The 18,532-nt window shown below is 61.2% G+C and carries 15 protein-coding genes; 6 read left to right on the top strand and 9 right to left on the bottom strand.

Annotated features, from left to right (window positions below; translation table 11 throughout):
- Positions 1–259: 259 nt before the first annotated feature.
- Both RMO95_RS18810 and lpdA read left to right on the top strand, forming a co-directional pair.
- Positions 260–793, top strand: a complete 534-nt coding sequence (locus tag RMO95_RS18810; RefSeq protein WP_310452201.1) for an OsmC family protein — start codon at positions 260–262, stop codon at positions 791–793.
- A gap of 59 nt (positions 794–852) precedes the next feature.
- Positions 853–2,643 (top strand): dihydrolipoyl dehydrogenase, encoded by a 1,791-nt coding sequence (gene lpdA, locus RMO95_RS18805; RefSeq protein WP_310452200.1) that lies wholly within the window; start codon positions 853–855, stop codon positions 2,641–2,643.
- 68 nt (positions 2,644–2,711) lie between these two features.
- Here lpdA and RMO95_RS18800 read toward each other — a convergent pair whose 3' ends face one another.
- The 6 genes from RMO95_RS18800 to RMO95_RS18775 form a co-directional block, all read right to left on the bottom strand.
- Entirely contained in the window at positions 2,712–3,320 is a 609-nt protein-coding gene (locus tag RMO95_RS18800; protein ID WP_310452199.1) for a response regulator transcription factor, read from the bottom strand.
- Positions 3,292–4,569: an ATP-binding protein gene (locus tag RMO95_RS18795; RefSeq protein ID WP_310452198.1), complete on the bottom strand. Its 1,278-nt coding sequence runs from the start codon at positions 4,567–4,569 to the stop codon at positions 3,292–3,294. Before RMO95_RS18795 ends, RMO95_RS18800 begins: the two co-directional genes overlap by 29 nt.
- Before the next feature lie 124 nt (positions 4,570–4,693).
- On the bottom strand, positions 4,694–7,081 hold the full coding sequence (locus RMO95_RS18790; protein ID WP_310452197.1) for a cation-translocating P-type ATPase: 2,388 nt from the start codon (positions 7,079–7,081) through the stop codon (positions 4,694–4,696).
- A gap of 172 nt (positions 7,082–7,253) precedes the next feature.
- On the bottom strand, positions 7,254–8,120 hold the full coding sequence (gene cyoE, locus RMO95_RS18785; RefSeq protein ID WP_310452196.1) for a heme o synthase: 867 nt from the start codon (positions 8,118–8,120) through the stop codon (positions 7,254–7,256).
- 109 nt (positions 8,121–8,229) lie between these two features.
- Complete coding sequence (locus RMO95_RS18780) at positions 8,230–9,765, bottom strand: cbb3-type cytochrome c oxidase subunit I (RefSeq protein WP_310452195.1); 1,536 nt, start codon at positions 9,763–9,765, stop codon at positions 8,230–8,232.
- A 22-nt stretch (positions 9,766–9,787) separates the two neighbouring features.
- The gene (locus RMO95_RS18775; RefSeq protein WP_310452194.1) at positions 9,788–10,354 is read right to left on the bottom strand and encodes a hypothetical protein; all 567 of its coding nucleotides are present in this window, start codon (positions 10,352–10,354) and stop codon (positions 9,788–9,790) included.
- Between the two features lie 524 nt (positions 10,355–10,878).
- Here RMO95_RS18775 and RMO95_RS18770 point away from each other — a divergent pair.
- From RMO95_RS18770 to RMO95_RS18755, 4 genes are read left to right on the top strand one after another with little or no spacing between them, the layout of a single operon-like run.
- Entirely contained in the window at positions 10,879–12,225 is a 1,347-nt protein-coding gene (locus RMO95_RS18770) for a selenium-binding protein SBP56-related protein (RefSeq protein WP_310452193.1), read from the top strand.
- Between the two features lie 9 nt (positions 12,226–12,234).
- Positions 12,235–12,930 (top strand): SCO family protein, encoded by a 696-nt coding sequence (locus RMO95_RS18765; RefSeq protein WP_310452192.1) that lies wholly within the window; start codon positions 12,235–12,237, stop codon positions 12,928–12,930.
- Positions 12,927–14,120 (top strand): cytochrome-c peroxidase, encoded by a 1,194-nt coding sequence (locus tag RMO95_RS18760; RefSeq protein ID WP_310452191.1) that lies wholly within the window; start codon positions 12,927–12,929, stop codon positions 14,118–14,120. Before RMO95_RS18765 ends, RMO95_RS18760 begins: the two co-directional genes overlap by 4 nt.
- Positions 14,121–14,128: 8 nt before the next feature.
- Positions 14,129–14,734 (top strand): DUF938 domain-containing protein, encoded by a 606-nt coding sequence (locus RMO95_RS18755; RefSeq protein WP_310452190.1) that lies wholly within the window; start codon positions 14,129–14,131, stop codon positions 14,732–14,734.
- Between the two features lie 585 nt (positions 14,735–15,319).
- On the opposite strand, the gene RMO95_RS18750 is transcribed toward RMO95_RS18755, so the two are convergent.
- The 3 genes from RMO95_RS18750 to rsxC form a co-directional block, all read right to left on the bottom strand.
- Positions 15,320–15,601 carry an RnfH family protein gene (locus tag RMO95_RS18750; RefSeq protein ID WP_310452189.1) on the bottom strand — a complete coding sequence of 94 codons (282 nt, stop codon included), beginning with the start codon at positions 15,599–15,601 and terminating at the stop codon, positions 15,320–15,322.
- 23 nt (positions 15,602–15,624) lie between these two features.
- Positions 15,625–16,692 carry an RnfABCDGE type electron transport complex subunit D gene (locus RMO95_RS18745; protein WP_310452188.1) on the bottom strand — a complete coding sequence of 356 codons (1,068 nt, stop codon included), beginning with the start codon at positions 16,690–16,692 and terminating at the stop codon, positions 15,625–15,627.
- Positions 16,693–16,873: 181 nt separating this feature from the next.
- Positions 16,874–18,364, bottom strand: coding sequence for an electron transport complex subunit RsxC (gene rsxC / locus RMO95_RS18740; protein ID WP_310452187.1), 1,491 nt, complete (start codon positions 18,362–18,364; stop codon positions 16,874–16,876).
- Between the last annotated feature and the right edge of the window lie 168 nt (positions 18,365–18,532).

Raw genomic sequence — 18,532 nt, 5'->3', positions numbered from 1 at the left:
TTCATCTGGCATGTACCATCGTCTGGTTGGCTTGATTGAGAACACGCCCTAGGCTGCATCAAGAATCCGACTCACCAAATAGGGATATCCCCTAGCGCGGAAGGGAAGCCCCCAATTTCAAATGTCAATGAATTGGCTCACATTCAGCGGCGGGCAAAAAATCTTAGACCCGCCTTGTTGTCATCTCGCACGTAATGCGCGGCGACATGAGGCATCGCCCGAGTGCCATGTCGATCAAACCAATCAGAGGAGATAAGTCATGTCGCAAGCAGCCTTGAAGCAAGCACTCAGCAAAACCGTGCAGGGTATTCAGGATAATCCCGTCATGTCGCGTGTGGTTTTTGAAGCCGAAACGGCACTGGTCGAAGGTGTCCGCTGTACCGGCAAGGTGCGCAACTTTGCGCCGATTGTTGTCGACGAACCGCCTGAACTCGGCGGGCAGGACAAGGGAGCGAATCCGGTGGAACTGCTCCTGGTGGCTCTCGGCTCATGCCAGGAAATCATGTATGCGGCAATGGCAGCGATGATGGGAATCAAGCTCGACGAAGTAAAGGTCAATCTGAAGGGTTCGCTCGACCTGAAGGGTCTGTTCGGCATGGATCCCGCGATACCGCCGGGGTATCAGAAGATCAGCTTCGAAACCTTTCTCAAGAGTTCGGCCCCGGAGGAAGAACTGCGCAAGCTGATCGAGGCGGTCGAAACTCATTGTCCCGTGCTCGACACACTGGTACGGCCGATTGAAGTGACTGGCAAAGTGACCATCAACGGCGCCGCCGTGATGGTGCCGGCCTGACATGAATTCGTCGGCGCATTGCGATGCGCCGACGATCCACTCGAGGCGGGAGGCTCAAGATGGCTCAGGTTCATGAAGTTGTCGTTCCAGATGTCGGTAGCAAAGAGGCGTTGTCAGTCGCTGAAATCCTGGTCAAAGCCGGAGATCTGGTCTGGGCCGATGATCCGCTGGTGACGGTCGAGTCCGGCAAGGCGGTCGTCGACGTGGCAGCACCTGTGGACGGCACCATCACTGAAATCAGGATCGCCATTGGCGACAACGTGACTCCTGGCAGAATAGTGGTCGTGATGACGGCAAGTCGGGAGCAACGACCAAAGCGCCAATCGGCGGATGCTGCTGCTTCTGCGCCACGCAAGTTTTCACTGTTTGCGGCCTTTGCTGCGGCGTCGCACGCCGACACGCCGCCGGAGGAGCTCTCGTGTGAGTTGCTGGTATTGGGCGCTGGGCCGGGGGGGTACTCTGCCGCGTTTCGCGCCGCCGACCTGGGGCTGGATACGATCGTGGTGGAGCGCTATCCGATTCTGGGGGGTGTCTGCCTCAATGTCGGCTGCATTCCATCCAAGGCTTTGCTGCATCTGACCATTGCCATGGAAGAAGCCATAGGTATGGCCAGGACGGGTATCGATTTTGCCCCGCCCCACATCGACATCGACAAACTCCGTGCCCATAAAGTGAAGGTCGTCGGCCAACTCACCGGAGGGCTTGCCGGAATGGCAAAGGCACGCAAAGTGCGCACGGTGTTCGGAAACGCCCACTTCCGCGATGCGCACAGCGTAGAGGTCGAGCTTGACGAGGCTGCGGGTAAGGGAATAGGCGCGCACCAAGTGATCCATTTCAGGAAGTGCATCATCGCTGCGGGTTCGCACCCGGTGCACCTGCCATTCCTGCCCAAGGATCCACGCATAGTCGATTCCACCGGCGCACTGGAACTCCGCTTTGTGCCAAAGAAGATGCTCGTCATCGGTGGCGGCATAATCGGCCTCGAGATGGCCACGGTCTATTCCGCCCTTGGGGCGCGCATCGATGTGGTGGAGATGCTGGACAGCCTGATGCCGGGACCGGACCGCGATCTAGTCAGAATATGGGAAAAGCAGAACCGGCACCGCTTCGACGACGTCATGCTGAAAACTCGAACGGTAGCGGTTGATGCCCGCGACGATGGTCTGTGGGTCAGGTTCGAAGGGGAGGACGCGCCGGCGGAAGCCCGTCGCTACGATATGATCCTGCAGGCCGCCGGACGCCGTCCCAATGGCCTGGATATCGGTGCGGACAAGGCTGGCATTGCCGTCAGCGCAGCCGGCTTCATCCAAGCAGACAGCCGGATGGCGTCCAATGTGCCTCATATCTTTGCTGTCGGCGATATTGTGAGCATGCCCCTGCTGGCCCACAAGGCAGTGCACCAGGCCCACGTTGCCGCGGAATCCGCCGCCGGGCTGGCCAGCTGCTACGACTCTTCACTGATTCCGGGCGTGGCCTACACTCACCCGGAGATTGCGTGGGTTGGCTTGTCTGAGGACGCTGCAAAGCAGATGGAGGTGGAGGTAGACGTGGCCAGATTTCCCTGGGCCGCCTCGGGGCGGGCCATCGCCAATGGCGCTGACTACGGAATGACAAAACTTTTGTTCGACCGAACCAGCGGCACGATACTTGGAGGCGCCATCGTCGGGCCCAGCGCCGGCGACATGATCGGTGAAATCACCCTGGCGATCAGTCTGAAGTGCGACGCCGTCGCCATAGGCAAGGCGATTCACCATCCTCATCCGACGCTGGGAGAGACCATCGGCATGGCCGCACATGTCGCTCACGGCACGTGCACCGATCTGCCGGCGCTGCAAAGCAGACGCGCATAGATTCATGGTCAACGCGCAGCCCCGCCGCGAGAGCTACGATTCGGAGCAGCCGGTCTTGAGTGAACCTGCTATTCCACCTGGTTCTGTATCGCCATCTTCACCAGGTCCGCAACGGAGCGCGCATGCATTTTTTCCATCACCTTGGCGCGATGAACTTCGACCGTTTTCGCACTCAAGCCCAGCGAATTCGCGATGGCCTTATTCGACATTCCCTCCACTACGAGGTCCAGTACTTCGCGCTCGCGTGGGGTCAGGCTGGCGAACAGCGATCCCAACTGCACGCGCTGCGTATTCTTGCTGCGCCGCCGGGCATCGAAGACGATCGCTTTCTGGATACGGTCTAGCAGATCCTGGTCGTTGAACGGCTTCTCGACAAAGTCGAAAGCTCCGGACTGAACCGCCCGTACCGCCATCTGCACGTCACCATGGCCCGTGATGAAAATAATCGGCACCTGGATCCGCTGTGCCGCCAGGCGTTCCTGCAGATCCAGGCCGCTCATGCCTGGCATTCGCACATCGAGAACCAGGCAACCCGGCTTCGATGACTCATAACCGTCGAGAAACTCTTGGGCCGAGGAAAACGTCTCGACCTTGAGGCGTACGGATTCGATCAGCCAACGCAGACTGCGGGCAACGGCCTGATCATCATCAACTATGAATACTGTTGGCTCGCTCATGCTTATTCGCTTGCTGTTCGCTGGCCTGCAGCGTGAAGCGGAACGTCGCGCCGCCCTTTCTGCCCGACTCGGCCCGGATGCGGCCGCCGTGTGACTCGACGATTGAGCGGCTGATGGAAAGCCCCATGCCGACGCCTTCCAGCTTGGTGGTAAAGAACTGGTCAAACACCTGATCTATGACTGCACCGTCGATTCCGGGTCCGGTATCGCCGACCTCGATCTCGACGACAGCGTCACCGACCAGCCGCGTCAGGATGGTGACCTGACGCCGTGACCATTGCGAGTCCGCCATTGCCTCGACTGCGTTGCGCACCAGATTGCAGATCACCTGCTCGATCATGATCGCGTCGGCCTGTACCTGCGGCAATCCGGAATCCAGATCGAGTCTAACGATTGCGCCTTGCTGCCGCGCCTCGGACTCGGTGAATTTGACCACCGTGCGCACGATCTGGTTGATGTCGAGCGGCTTCATCTGCAGTTCGCTCTTGCGTACGAAATCTCTCACATGTCGAAGAATTTCTCCAGCGCGCTCGGCCTGCTCGCACACCTCTTCGAGCGGCTCGATGAGTTCTCCCGGACTCATGCCGTCCGCGTGCAGCCGACGGATGCAACCGCGGGCAAAGTTGGCGATCGCGGTCAGCGGTTGATTGAGTTCGTGGGCGATACCGGTTGCCATCTCGCCCATGGTAGACAGGCGTGCTACCCGCGCAAGTTCCGTCTGGTGCCGCCGCGCCTGCTCCTCTGCATTCTTTTTTTCGCTTATATCGCGTGTAATTCCAAGCAAGGCGTAGATCGTGCCTCGCGCATCGCGTAGTGGCACGGCATGTGATTCCATCCAAGCCGTTCTGCCTTTGAAGGTATGAACCTTGAACTCGTAGACAACTGACTCACCGCAGAAAACACGGCGCATATTCTCCCGATAGAAATCGATGTATTCCGGCGCGACCACGCAGTAAATCTTCTTGCCGACAATGTCTTCCGGTCGGTCGGCATCCAGCAGCTTGAGTCCCGCCGGATTAATCTCGAGCACGGTGCCGTCTGCTGTCTGCAGTTTTACACATTCAGGCTCGGACTCGATAATGGCGCGCAGACGGTACTCGTTCTCGTGCAGGCGATCCAGCACGCCTTGGTGCTCTGCGTCTCTATTGCGGATGAGTTGCTCCGCTTCATGCAGGCGCAGAAACATAACGCCTGAAACAATCAGCGCCATTGCTAGTCCCCCGCCCAGCGCGACCAGTGCGAACAACATCGATTCACTTCCAGAGATCATCTCACCGACACCGATTTATTGTGCAATGCAACCTTAGCAGACTCCCTCTACGGTTCAATCAGGGACAATCACCAGGATTCTAGGTAAATACCCTAATTACCCTCTACTGCCTTGAAGAACCCAGCCTCGACCATGTCCGGCGCCTTGTTCGGTCCGAACAGGACGATGGGCTCGCCTTTTCAGCGCAAGCAATCGATCGCGTGGAATTCCACACTACCATCAGACTGCTGGCGGTCATCGCCGCCGCAGCAAACAGGGGATTGAGGAATCCCGTTGCGGCCAACGGGATCGCGACGGCGTTGTACGAGAACGCCCACGCAATATTCTGTTGAATTCGGCGACGGGTGGTAGCGAGTATTTCGAAGGCGTCGAAAATTCGGTCCAGACGGTCACCCGGAATGACCACGTCAGCCGCATCGGCTGCCAGCGCGGTGGGTGTGCCAAATGCAATACCCAGGTCCGCCGCGGCGAGCGCCGGAGCGTCGTTGCTGCCGTCACCGACCATGGCTACGGTGCCAACCGATTTGAGCTGGCGTATCACTGCAGCCTTCCCCTCTGGAGGAACGCCGGCATAGACTTCATCGACGCGGTCTTCGTATCCGCCCGGATGCTCCGCTCCGGTCAGCAACACTATGCGACTGGTTTTCCGCAGTCGGTCAACGACCTGTTCCCACTCGGATCGCTGCTGGTCCCGCGTAATGATGGCGCCTTGGGCGCATCCGTCCCAGCCGACATAGGACACGACCCCCGCGCCGCCGGTGCCGCGTGCGACCGCGGCAATGAGCCAATCCGGTATCGCCCATCCCATTAGCGCAAACAAGGACCTGCTGCCTACCGCTACGCGCAGGCCGTCGACGCTGGCCACTGCGCCCTTGCCGGGATGGATATCAAGATCGCTAGCCGTTCGGCTCGCGTCCAGTCGCGCGATGGCCTCGGCGATCGGGTGGGATGAAAGGCGTTCCACCGCCGCCGCGAGCTCGGTCACTACAGGCGGTCCGAGCACCTCGTCCACCGCCATTTCGCCGGTGGACAGGGTGCCAGTTTTGTCGATTGCGACGATGTTGATCCGGGATGCCTTTTCAAAGGCATCGGCGCTGGTGATGATGATGCCGTGGCGCAAAGCCGTGCTCAGGCCGGCAGCGGTGGACAGTGGGATCGCCAGGCCGAAGGCGCAGGGGCAGGAGACGATCAATGTCGCCAGACCCGCCAGAAACGCATCCGCCGGCGTGGCTCCAGTCAGCAGAAGCCAGCCGGTGACAACAAGGGCGGCGACCAGCACCACGGGTACGAAGACCCTGGCCACGCGGTCGGCCACGCCACGGATTCCTGCGGTCGAACTCTGAACGTTCCAGAGGATGCGCGCGAGATTGTCGATCCGGCTTGCGACTTCGGGACCGACCGCAACTTCAATGTCGCCTTCGACCAAGATGGTGCCGCCGAGGACGGCTTCACCTAGCCCCCGGTTGACCGGGAACGGCTCCCCGGTCATCAGCGACTCGTCGACCGCACCCTGCCCACTGACCACAATACCATCTACCGGAATGGCCTCGCCCTGGCGGACGAAAACATGGTCACCCGGATTGAGCTGGTCGATGGCCTGGACCCGGAATTCGCCGTCCTCAAGTACGCGCGCGGTCGGTGTCCACGCGTCGATGACCTTGCTCAACTCACGAGTCGCCCTTGCCTTGGCGCCTTGTTCCAGATAGCGGCCAAGGGTCACGACTGCCACGATCATGGAGGCGACATCGAAATACAGATCAAGCGATCCGAATAACAACTGCCCAACGCTGTATCCATAGGCTGACAGGATGGAAATCGCCAGAAGATTGTCCATGTTCAGCATGCGTGTGCGCAGCCCGATCCGGGCCCCGCGGAGAATCGGTAGCGCGACATAGAAAATCAGCACTGTCGTACACACAAACATGGCCCAGGGAGCGGCATGGAAAGCGATCGATCCGATGGGGGCCAGTTCGTGCCGTTCGACCAGGCCGATGTAGGTGGGATACAGAAAGATCAGACTCAACATCATCACAACGTTGTTCAATATGATTGCGGTGATGAGCCTCAACAGGGGCTGGCGTTCGTCATCCTCGGGAGCGCTATCCGTGCGCAGCCTTGCGCGATATCCGGCCAGACTCAATACCTGCGGAAGCTCGAACTCACGAATGAGGCCGGGGTCGTAGATTATTCGTGCCGTTGAGGTCGCATAGCTGGCCGATGCCGCAAGGATGCCATCGATCTTTTCCGCCGTTCGCTCAATCAGAATCTCGCACGAGGAACAATGCATGCCGTCTATCCTGAGGAATGCTTCCGCCCCCCCCAGGCTGGGCGCCGCCTTGAGGACCGGTCTCTCTGCTTTGGCGGAAAGGGCTTCCGCACCGAAGCTCCGGTAGACCTCGCTGCAACCGAAGCAGCAAAACGAGTGACCATCGCTCCGCAACGGCGGCACCGGAGTCGGCAACCCGCAAAGCTCGCACGTCAGCGGTTTCATGGGCCTGTCCGCTGCATGGGCAGGATCGGCAGCAGCAAGAAACCGTGTGAGCGGATCGAGGGGCAATTCGCAGGAACCCAGAAATCGCATTGCCTCATCCGTTTGGTTTTTCAGGCACTCAACGGCGCCTGTGTTGCCGATTACTGGCTGCTGAAACTCTCCGGGCCGCCTCTCAAACAAGGGCCTCAATGATGATGGCCAGTTGCAGCAGACTGAGCTGAATCAGCGAGCCTATGAAGTTGATCATGGCGGCTCGTGGAGTTGGATTCCGCGCGAGTTGAATACTCCGGTGGAGGAAATATGCACCCCCCAGGGCGGCACCGGTCAGATAGATCCAGCCCGTGCCATAGAGTAGCGGAAGCAGGGAGGTGATTACCAGCGCTATGGAACTGAGCAGCGTGACCCACGCCGCGGATGGGTTGCCGATCACCACGGGAAGCATGGGGATTCCGGCCCCGGCATACTGATCGCCGCGCGCGATGGCGAGGCTCCAGAAATGAGCGGGAGTCCACAGAAACAGCACGCCGGCCAGCAACAGCGGCAAGGGACCGGGAACCGGATCCACCGCGGCGGCACCGGCCAGCACGGCAAAGCTGCCGGCCAGTCCGCCGACGACAATATTGAGACTGGTTCGGCGCTTCAGCCAGACGGTATACACCACGCCGTAGACAAGGGCGCCGAGGAGCAGGTGCAGGGCCACTGCCGCGTTCAGTACCGCCCCGGCCCACAACACCGCCCCCGCCAGCATCAGGGAGAGGAGCAGTGGCCAGTATTTCAACGCCAGAAAATGCTGACCGGTTACGAACGGCCGATTGGCCGTGCGGGCCATCAGGCCATCCACATCCCGTTCGAAGTATTGATTGAATCCCCCGGAGCTGGCCGAGGCCAGCAGCACCGTCAAGGCCAGTACCAGTATTTGGCTGCTGCTCGGCGCCGGGCCGGGAGTAATCGCGAGGCCGGCCATTGCAGCCATCACAATGGTTACGCCGATGCGCAGCTTGAAAATGCTTACCGTCTGCCGGATCAGGCTGATAGTCATGAGATCGTCCTATGGTCTTGGCCTGCGCTTCGAATCATGCCCGTTCAATGGTGGCACCACCACGGGGGCATCACGAATCGACGCCTCCCGTGGAAAACACTGCCGCTCTTCAGGCAGCGCTTGCTGCGCGATTCCCTGCGCTCGAGGTGATTTCGATGGATTTCATGAAGTTGTAAAGATAGACGACATAGGCTGCGCCGAGGATGAGCCCGAAGAAAAGAATCAGGTAGCCGTAGAACATCCAGCCCTCCTGATTCCAAGCCGCAAATCGCCGCGGCATGCCGGCCGCGCCTGCCGCCAACATCACCAATGCCGCGCCGATGCCGCCGACGGCGAAGAGACGGACAAACCAGGTACCCAGCACCGGATCGAGCTTGCGTCCAGTGATCACTGGATAGTGGTGATAGAGCACGCCCATCCACATCATGGACATCGCGACCAGCACCGTCATGGTGTGCCCGCTTTGCCACATCGTCCCGTGAAGCATGAATGCCCAGGCCACGTTCGAGGTAACCATGGCACTCGCCCCGTCAAGGATGTAGAGCACGAAGCCGATCAGCGCGGCAATGATGCCGGGTTCCGGCCTCAGGCCATGCTGCCAGATGGTCGCGAGTATGGTGAAGATGCTCAAGGCTGCGCCAAGACCCGTTCCCCAGCTCATGATGGTCGCCTGATAGGCGAGCATGGCGGGTTGGTTGGGGAACAGGGTGATGAAATGGTGAAGGAACGTGGTTACGGACGTAAGCAGCAAAATCCACAAGGCCGCATTGGCGATGCGATCACTGAAAAGCTTGCGCGTCCCGTCAGCGAGGTAAAGCGGCAGCGTCGCGTACACCGCACTGATCACCATCAGCGCCATCGCTTCCATCAGGTTATGGGCGAAGATGAAGAAGACGTACTGGAACACCACCGGTTCAGTCGCCCAGGAGACGGCGTCCATGGGGACGATCCCGTACAGCGCGAGCAACACAGCGCTTGCCACGATCATCAAGGGGGTTCCCGATACCAGCAGCGTGAAGGCCGACAGGATCATGCCCAGCATGCCAGGATCCTGCAGCGTACGCTCTGCGAGTTGCAGATCCTTCCGCTTCTCACCGAAGAATGTCAGTCGGATAAGAAAAACCGGATACAGCACGATCATGGTGGTCAGCACCAGGGCGATGCCCGAGAACCCGATCACGACCGCATTCATGCTCCATATACCCATTTGCGCGCCGACAATGGGCAGCGGGTACATGACGACCAGACTGATCGAGAGTCCCATCAGTATGGCGACGGTGAGCAGGGCCGAACCGATATTCAGGAACCAGAATATCAACGCGGGGAATATTCCCGTGATCGGCTTGCCGACACAGCCGCCCGATCGGTGCAAGCCCACCCCGATCATCAGTTGGAAGACGCATGGAAATGCCAGCGCGGCACCATGCGCGGTGAGCGCGGTGTAATACCAGTCGGTGTTGAGGTCCAGAATCTGTGTGGCCGGCATCACCAGGCCCAGCAGGCCGGCGACGGCAAGCCAGACGAAGGAGGCCATGATCATCAGGGCCGGCCAGGCGTTGATTTCCTCGAGTCCGGTGCTCTTGTCGACACTGAACATCCGACCAAACAGCGGCATGCCTTGAACGAGTGCGGTTGCGGTGGTCATAATGAGTCCCCTGGAGTTTTGGTTAGGTGCTGCGCTTCACGACGACCAACTCGTCTGCCATCCGGTGGTGCGCGACTCCGCAATACTCCAGACAGCGCACCTTGTAGATACCTGGCTCGTTGAAGGTATGAACGATCGAGGTGGGGTTCTTCAAGCCGGGCATGAGCATCATCGTAAACAGCATCCGCCCATCGGGATGGTAGACCGCAAACCCGTGCATGGTGTCAGCGCTCTTGCCCGAGAAACGCACGGGTTTCCCTGCCTCGATCTCGCGGATCGAAATCTGGTAAGACCAGGACGTTGCCGTCAAGTCCACCTGCTGCAGAGGCTGCCCGGACGCTGCGGCATGCGCTGTGGCGATGGTCGGCATGTATTTCATGCTAGCGAGGTTAACTGCGACGAATACCACGAAGACGACCGTGAGCCATACACCCTCAAGCCGTGAAAGCGACTTGCGGGCTGTTCCACTAGCCGCAGAGTCGACGACGCTCTTGCGGTAGACCACCCAAGTGAAAATGGCCGCGAATGGAACCAGCATGAATAGCGTCATCCAGAATGCGCCCCAACCGGTAAATAGGAAATCAAGCATCTTCGGTTACCCCCTCAAGTAAGAACAAACCCCGGATTCACGGAATCAGCAGTCGATTCTTTTTGTCGCCTGTCGGATCCAGCAAGCTGCGTCGCTCCATCGCTATACATCATGGAAAAAGTCGCGTGAAAGCGATTTGGCGCTTTCTGTCTTGATTTGAATATCCGGACGACCCCGACTGTAATAAGGGTAATTACCTATTCCAGCAAAGAGGAAATATGGCCAAAAACGGTCAGATTTAGGCAGTGATGCTGATTGATTGCCATCCGCCACCATTTGGCAGGCATCGCTTCGTTTGTGCAATGCAAACTTGACAGCCTAGCGCGTCGCAACAATCAGGGACAACCACATGGAGGCTAGGTAATCACCCCAATTGTTTGCGCCGGCTGTTCTGCTAACTTGCTTTACAAATAACCATTTGACACTGGAAGTGTGAAATATCGCCGCGGGGGTGCATCTGCTGAGTACCCCTTCTGCTCAGAATGAAGTACCTACAACAGTCCAACCCCCGTGAGGAGAGCAGCATGAAAAACACAATGCACGTTAAGAACCCGGCCCGCAAGATCGCACTGACGATAGCAGTGTCCGCCACGCTGGCCGCTACGCCGGCATTTGCCGACGAAACCAGTTGTTCGCCCTATACGCCGCTGATCAAGGGGCAAGAAGATCTGGTCTACGTCTGGACCCTCGGCGTCAAAGGGGTCGGCGACGGTTCCGACAAGCTAGTCACCGTGGACGTCAATCCAAAATCCAAGACCTACGGCAAGATTATCCACAAGCTGTCGCTCGGTGGCCGTGGTGAAGTCCATCACGTCGGTCTCTCGGACGATCGCCGTTATCTCTGGGGTGGCGCGCTCGACTCGAACAAAATATACGTCTTCGACATCGGCACCAATCCGGCCAAGCCGAAGTTGACCAAGACCATCACCGACTTCGTGCAGAAGACCGGTTTCGTCGGGCCGCACTCTTTCATCGCGATGCCGGGACGCATGATGATCACACCCCTGTCCAACAACAAGGACCATGGAGGCGAAACGGGCGTGGTCGTCTATAACAATAAGGGCGACTACGTCGCGCACCACGCGATGCCCAAGGACGGTGGTGGCGACGGCTACGGTTACGATGCAGCCATCAATCCGGCAAAGAACGTGTTCCTTACCTCGTCCTTCACGGGCTGGAACAACTACATGATGGACCTGGGCAAGATGGTGAAGGACGGCGAAGCGATGAAGCGCTTTGGCAACACTTCGGTGATGTGGGACATGAAGACCATGAAGCCGCTCAAGGTGTTCCAGACGCCGGGCGCGCCGCTTGAAGTGCGCTGGTCGTGGAAGGCCGGCGACAACTGGGCCGTCACCACCACAGCACTGACCTCCAAGATTTGGGTTTACAAGCAGGACGCCAAGGGCGAATGGCAGGTGAAGGACGTTGCCACCATCGGCGATCCAGCCAAGATTCCGCTGCCCGTGGATATCAGCATTACCGCCGACGGCCGCGGTATGTGGATCAACACCTTCATGGATGGCACTACGCGGTACTGGGACATGTCCGACCCGATGAAGCCGAAGGAAACCTTCACCAAGCAGATCGGTTCGCAGGTCAACATGGTCTCGCAAAGCTTTGATGGCAAACGCGTGTATTTCACCACGTCTCTGCTGGGCAACTGGGACAAGAAGGGCAAGGACGACGAGCAGTTCCTGAAGATGTACAACTGGGACGGCAAGGACCTCAAGCTGGCCTTCGAAATCGACTTCTACAAGGAGAAGCTCGGTCGCGCCCACCACATGAAGTTCCAGGCACGCGATCTGTCCACCTTGAAACCGCTCGACATGGCGTCGAACCTGCCGGCCCTGCTCGCGCAGAAGCAGTAGCAGTAGCGCATGGGGCTCCCCGCCACGTCGCGCCTGGCCCGCCTCCTCATCCGGGGTGGGCTTTTTTTCCTGGGTTGGCTGACGGTCACCGCCGCGCCAGCAGCACCCATCATGGACTTCGTGCCACCGGCAGCAGGTAGCTACAAGCTGGAGCGGATCCAAGCTGCAACGGAAGGCGCAGTGATCGATGCCAAAGGCAAGCGGCGCCGGCTGTCAGAGTTCACCCAAGGCCAGGTCACACTGCTGGCCTTCATGTACTCCTCCTGCGCCGACCCAAATGGTTGTCCCTATGCCCTTACCGTAATGCACTTGGTGAAGGACCAGCTCGAAAAGCTGCCGGAAACCCGCGGTCGGGTGCGTTTTGTCAGCCTCTCTTTCGACCCTGTGCGCGACACACCGCGGGTCCTGGCCCTCTACGGAGGCGACCACAGCGGGGCGAGGCAGCACCTGGCCTGGGATTTTCTAACCACGCGCTCGCGCCGCGAACTGCTGCCGATTCTGCATGGCTTCGGCCAGGATGTCGGGGTGGACATTGACAAGGCCACCGGCAAGCCGGTCGGCACATACAGCCATGTGCTGAAGGTGTTCCTCATCGACCGACAGCGCATGGTGCGCGAGATTTACACGACCGACTACCTGCTGCCGGCGATGGTACTGAACGACATCAAGACCCTGCTCATGGAAGAGGGGGTCCGGCTGAGATGAAGGCCGTGCCCAGCGCCCTTCTACTGTTCTGGGTCCTGGCCCTTTCCGCCTGCGAACGCCCTGGCACGTCGGCTAGCACGCCACTCAGCCTGATACCGCCGCTTGGCTTGCCAGCCGTTCCACTACCGCCCGACAATCCGCTGATTCAGGCCAGAATCGAACTCGGACGTACACTGTTCATGGATCGCCGGCTTTCGCACAACAACACCCTGTCCTGCGGCATGTGCCATGTTCCCGAGCAGGGCTTCACTTCCAACGAGCTGGGCACCGCCATCGGTCTCGAAGGCCAGAGCATCCGCCGCAATTCACCCACGATGTACAACGTCGCCTACGTCGAGCAACTGTTCCACGACGGTCGCGAATTCGGCCTGGAGAATCAGGCCTGGGGGCCGCTGCTCGCCGGCAATGAAATGGCCAACCCTTCCATCGGCTACGTGCTAGAGAAGATCAAGGTCCTGCCCGAGTATGCCGGCCGCTTCGAGAAAGCCTTCGACGGACGCGGCCCCGACGTGCTGACCGTGGGCCAGGCGCTGGCCTCTTACCAGCGCACCCTGGTCTCCGCCAATTCCCGCTTCGACCGCTGGCATTACAGCAAGGAGCAGACCGCGCTGTCAGCAGAGGAACAAGCCGGCTTCCGACTCTTTAGCGGCAAGGCCGGCTGTAGTGGCTGCCATGTCGTCGGGGACAAGCACGCGCTGCTCACTGACAACCGCTTTCACAACACCGGCATCGGCTACGCACATAGCATGGGTCTGCCGAAAACGCACCGCGTGCAGCTCGCGCCGGGCAAGTTCGTCGAAATTAAAGACAACGCCCTGGACTCGTTCGAACGGCCACTGCCTGACGTCGGACGCTATGAAGTAACGCTCGATCCCGAAGACACTTGGGCCTATCGTACGCCGGGACTACGCAACGTCGCGCTCACCGCGCCTTACATGCACGATGGCTCGATTGCCACGCTGGAAGAGGTTGTTGAGTTTTACGACCGCGGCGGCATCGACAACCCGCAGAAAGACCCGCTGCTCAAACCGCTCGGCCTCTCGCCGGCGGAGAAGAAGGCCCTTGCAGTATTCCTTGGAAGCCTGACCGGAGACAACGTCCAGAAGCTCGTGGCGGAGGCCCGTGCCGCACAGCCGGCCGATACACCGCCGGAGAAGGATCCGGCCAGCACCTATCGACGCAGCTACTAGTGTCTACCATGGAAAAACCCGATGCGCCTGCCTGCGCACGCAACCGTGAGCCTATCCTCGCGGTGCTGCGTGAGCATTTCTCGGATCGCCGCAATGTACTGGAAATCGGCAGCGGTACAGGTCAGCACGCGGTTTTCTTTGCCGCGGCGCTGCGCCATTTGAATTGGCAGACCTCGGAGCAACGACAGAACCTCGCCGGTATCCAGGCGTGGCTGAACGAAGCGGATTTGCCCAATACGCCGGCACCACTCGAACTCCACGTCAGCGAAGCATGGCCGACGCAGCGCTTCGATGCGGTCTTCAGCGCCAATACCTTGCACATCATGAGTTGGGCCGAAGTCGAGCGTATGTTCGCCTGCCTTCCCGCGGTGATGACGGACGACGCCAGACTCGCCGTCTATGGTCCCTTCAATTACGGGGGCCACTTCACCAGCGAGAGCAACGCCATCTTTGACGCATGGCTAAAGCAAAGCGGCGCGCACCAAGGCATACGCGATTTTGAGGCTGTGGATGAACTGGCCGGCGCGGCCGGCTTGCAATTGATGGAAGACCGCGCAATGCCGTCGAACAATCGATGCCTGATCTGGGGCCGCAGCTGTCTGTTGGAAACCTGATTCTGTAACTCACCGACCGTCTGCACCTAGCCGCTATGTAGAGGTTTACATAGTGCAGAGGGTTTTTAGCCTGGCGGACGCGGCGTGCCGAGTTCGGTGAGAGGCGCGGTACCACCACCGCGACCGGTAGGCTAGAAATCCTATTGGACTCAGCCGCCGCGCAGGCGGTGACCCTATGGTAAGCAGCGACTTCGAATATTTTTGTCATCTGGCAGCAATGGGCCCTTATGTGGAGTTCCACATAAGGGCACAGAGGGTGAGTAGCGATTTTCGATAAGCCGCCACTCGGATTTGTTACCTCAGCTTTTTTGCTGTTGAACTTGTGAGCGACTGCAATACGCATTGTTGCCGCCGCTCACGCAGCAAGCGCCCAATGACCGTTCTGGCGGATTTGCTGTCCGGGAGTGGTCGTCTCGGGTGACTGCTTCGCTCGGATAACTGCCGTTGATTCTCTTTCGGCACGACCGACGGCTAAGGGCACGAAGCTGCCCGACAACCACCAAACGTCACGAGTCCGGGACTCAAGTGACGATTCGCCCTTGACCGCAGCCTCCGCAAATCCTTCGGGGATTTGCTCCTTTGCTCTTACTCGTCCTCGTCACTCCCCGCGCCATCGCGCCGCGGTACGGTCTGCGGGTCGCAGGTGATGGGGCGGTAGATCTCGACGCGGTCGCCGGGGCGCAGCGGCGCATCGAGCTTGACCAGCTTGCCGAAAACGCCGACCTTCTGCGTCGCCAGGTCGATGGTGGGAAACATCCTGAGGATGCCGGACTTCTCGATCGCGGCCTGCACCGTGCTGTCGTCGGGCACCTCGGTGGTCAGCCAGATCTGGTTGGCGGCTTCGGAATAGGCAACGCCGATCTGCATGTCTCGTCTCCTCGGGATGCGGGCTATTTGCCCGGTTCCAGCGCCGCGCCCTTGCGGTCGCGGCCGTAGATGCGCGGCCTGACGTAGCTGTCGATGATCGGCGTCAGCGAGTTCATCAGCAGCACGGCGAAGGCGACGCCTTCCGGGTAGCCGGCCCAGGTGCGGATCACCCAGGTCAAGAGGCCGCAGCCGGCGCCGAAGATCAGTTGCCCGGCTTTGGTGTTGGGCGAGGTGACGTAGTCGGTGGCGATGAAGAATGCACCCAGCATGGCGCCGCCGGAGAGCAGGTGGGTGCCGGCATCGAGGTAGCGCGCCGGATCGACGGCATGCAGGATCGCCGCCGGCACGGCGATGCCGGCCAGCATGGCGAGCGGGATGTGCCAGCTGATGATGCGCAGGGCCATCATTGCCACGCCGCCGGCGGCGATCAGCCAGGCCGCGGTTTCGCCCAGGCTGCCGGGGTGGCTGCCGACCCAGCCGGGGGCCGGCGCCTGAGCCAGGGAATGCAGCAGGTCGATCCCGCGCGACAGCTCGGTCTTGGTGAAGCCGAGCAGGCTGGCGCTGGCGATGGCGTCGTAGCCTGCCGGCACGCCGTTCAGCGTGATGCGCAGGCCGTCGATGAGGCCCGGCGCGCCGGGGCCGAACAGCGGCAGCGGCGCGACCCAGGCCGTCATCTGCAGCGGGAAGGAAATCAGCAGCGCGACCCTCGCCACCATCGCCGGGTTGAACAAGTTCTGGCCGAGGCCGCCGAATACCTGCTTGCCCAGCACCGTGGCGAACAGGCCGCCGAAGACGCCGATCCACCACGGCGCCCAGGGCGGCAGCGAGACCGCCAGCAGCCAGCCGGTGAGTATCGCCGAGCCGTCGCGCAGCACCGGCGTCGCCTGGCGGCCTTGCAGGCGCAGGCAGAAGGCTTCGCCGAGCATGGCGGCGCCGACGGTGATGAACCACAGATAGATCGCCGGCCAGCCATAGAGCCAGAAGCCGAACAGCGTGGCCGGTGCCAGCGCGGCCATGACCGTGGCCATGACGCGGCCGGCGCTGTTGGATGTGGTGGCGTGCGGCGCGGCGACGGGTATGCCGATACTCATGGTCCCACCCCCCGTTCCACTGCCGGCACTGCATTGCCGGCCGGCTTCGGCGGCGCGAAGCAGTGCTTCGCGAAACCCCGCCTACGCCCCCCGCCCCAAGGGCGGGGGTGACGTTTGTTCGCGGCTGCGCCGCTCCACTTGAATTGCTGCGCCGCCCTTGGGACGGCCCTGCGGGCGGCGCTCATGCCGTAACTCCCGATGACTGTTCGGCCGCGGCCTTGGCTTTGGCGGCGGCGCGCTCGGCTTTTCGCCGTGCCGCCAGCGCCAACTTTTCTTTGGCCTCGCGTTCCAGTCGGGCGATGCGCTCTTCGGCCAGGCGCCGCGTGGCATCGGTGCGCAGTTTCGCCCGTTCGCGTGCCGCCAGTTCGCCCTTGGCGTGGCTGAAGTACTGCACCAGCGGGATGTGCGAGGGACAGACATAGGCGCAGCAGCCGCAGGAGATGCAGTCGCCGAGCTTGAAGTCGACCGCGGCATCGAGTTCGCCGGCGCGGATGCGGGCCGCCATTTCCAGCGGCAGCAGGCCCATCGGACAGGCCTTGGTGCAACTGCCGCAACGGATGCAGGGGCCGGCCGGCTGGATGGTCGCCTCGCGGGCGTCGAAAGCCAGTATCCCGGAGGCGCCCTTGACCAGCGGAATCCGCCCGTGCAGGAGCGGCGTGCCCATCATCGGCCCGCCCAGGATCAGGCGCGCCGGCCGCGCCTTGAGGCCGCAGAAGGCCAGCAGTTCATCGACCATAGTGCCCAGCGGCGCCATGATGTTGCCGGGCTTGTCCACGGCGCCGCCGTTGATGGTGACGATGCGCTCGACCAGCGGGCGGCCGAGGCGGATGGCCTGGTGCACGGCGGCGCAGGTGGAGACGTTATGCACCAGCACGCCGACTTCGGCGGCGCGCGCGTCGGCCGGCACTTCCTTGCCGGTCAGGGTCTGGATCAACTGCTTGTCCGAGCCCATCGGGTAGCGCGCCGGCACCGGGCGGATCTTCACTTCGGGAAATTTTGCCGCGGCGAGGCGCATCGCGGCGATGGCCTCCGGCTTGTTGTCCTCGATGCCCACCAGCGCCTCTTTCGCGCCGATCGCGTGCATCACTATGCGGGCGCCGTCGATCACCTGGTCGGCAAAGTCGCGCATGACGCAGTCGTCGGACGAGAGATAGGGCTCGCATTCGCCGCCATTCACGATCAGCGTGCCCACCGCCAGGCGCTTGCCCAGCGCGAACTTGACCGCCGCCGGAAAGGTCGCGCCGCCGAGGCCGACGACGCCGGCCGCCGCGGTGCGCCGGGCGATTTCCTCGGGTGTCAGGGCGAAGGGGTCCTCGACCGGATCGGTGGCGGTCCAGCGGTTCGCGAAATCGTTGTCGACGGTGATCGCGGCAAAGGAGAGGCCGGAGGGATGCGGCGCCGTGACGTCGCCGATGGCCGTCACGGTGCCCGAAACCGGCGAGTGGATAGGCGCCGAGATGTTGCCCTGGGCTTCGGCCAGCAACTGCCCTTTGAGCACCTGCTGGCCGACCAGCACGATGGGTCGCGCCGCACCGCCGACATGCTGGTGCAGCGGCATATACACGCGCGCCGGCGGCGGCAGGATACGCAGCGGCACGTCGGCCGCCGGGCGCTTGTGGTCGTCGGGATGCACGCCCCAGCTCGGTTGGAAGAATCGCTCGAAGAATCCCATCACTTCCTCCATTCAGCCGCGCAGACTAGGGTGTCTCCCTCCCCTTCAAGGGGAGGGTTGGGGTGGGGATGGGGCAAGCCGGCGGTGACATGCCAACGGAACGCACGCTTCGTCCCCCATCCCCCTCCCGGCCGCTGCGCGGCCCACGGCTGGCTTTGCACAGCCAGC

It is taken from the genome of Sulfuritalea sp. (assembly GCF_031426875.1).
GTDB lineage: Bacteria > Pseudomonadota > Gammaproteobacteria > Burkholderiales > Rhodocyclaceae > Sulfuritalea.
The sequence above is the reverse complement of the archived record's forward strand: the minus strand, read 5'-3'. Positions and strand labels throughout refer to the sequence as shown.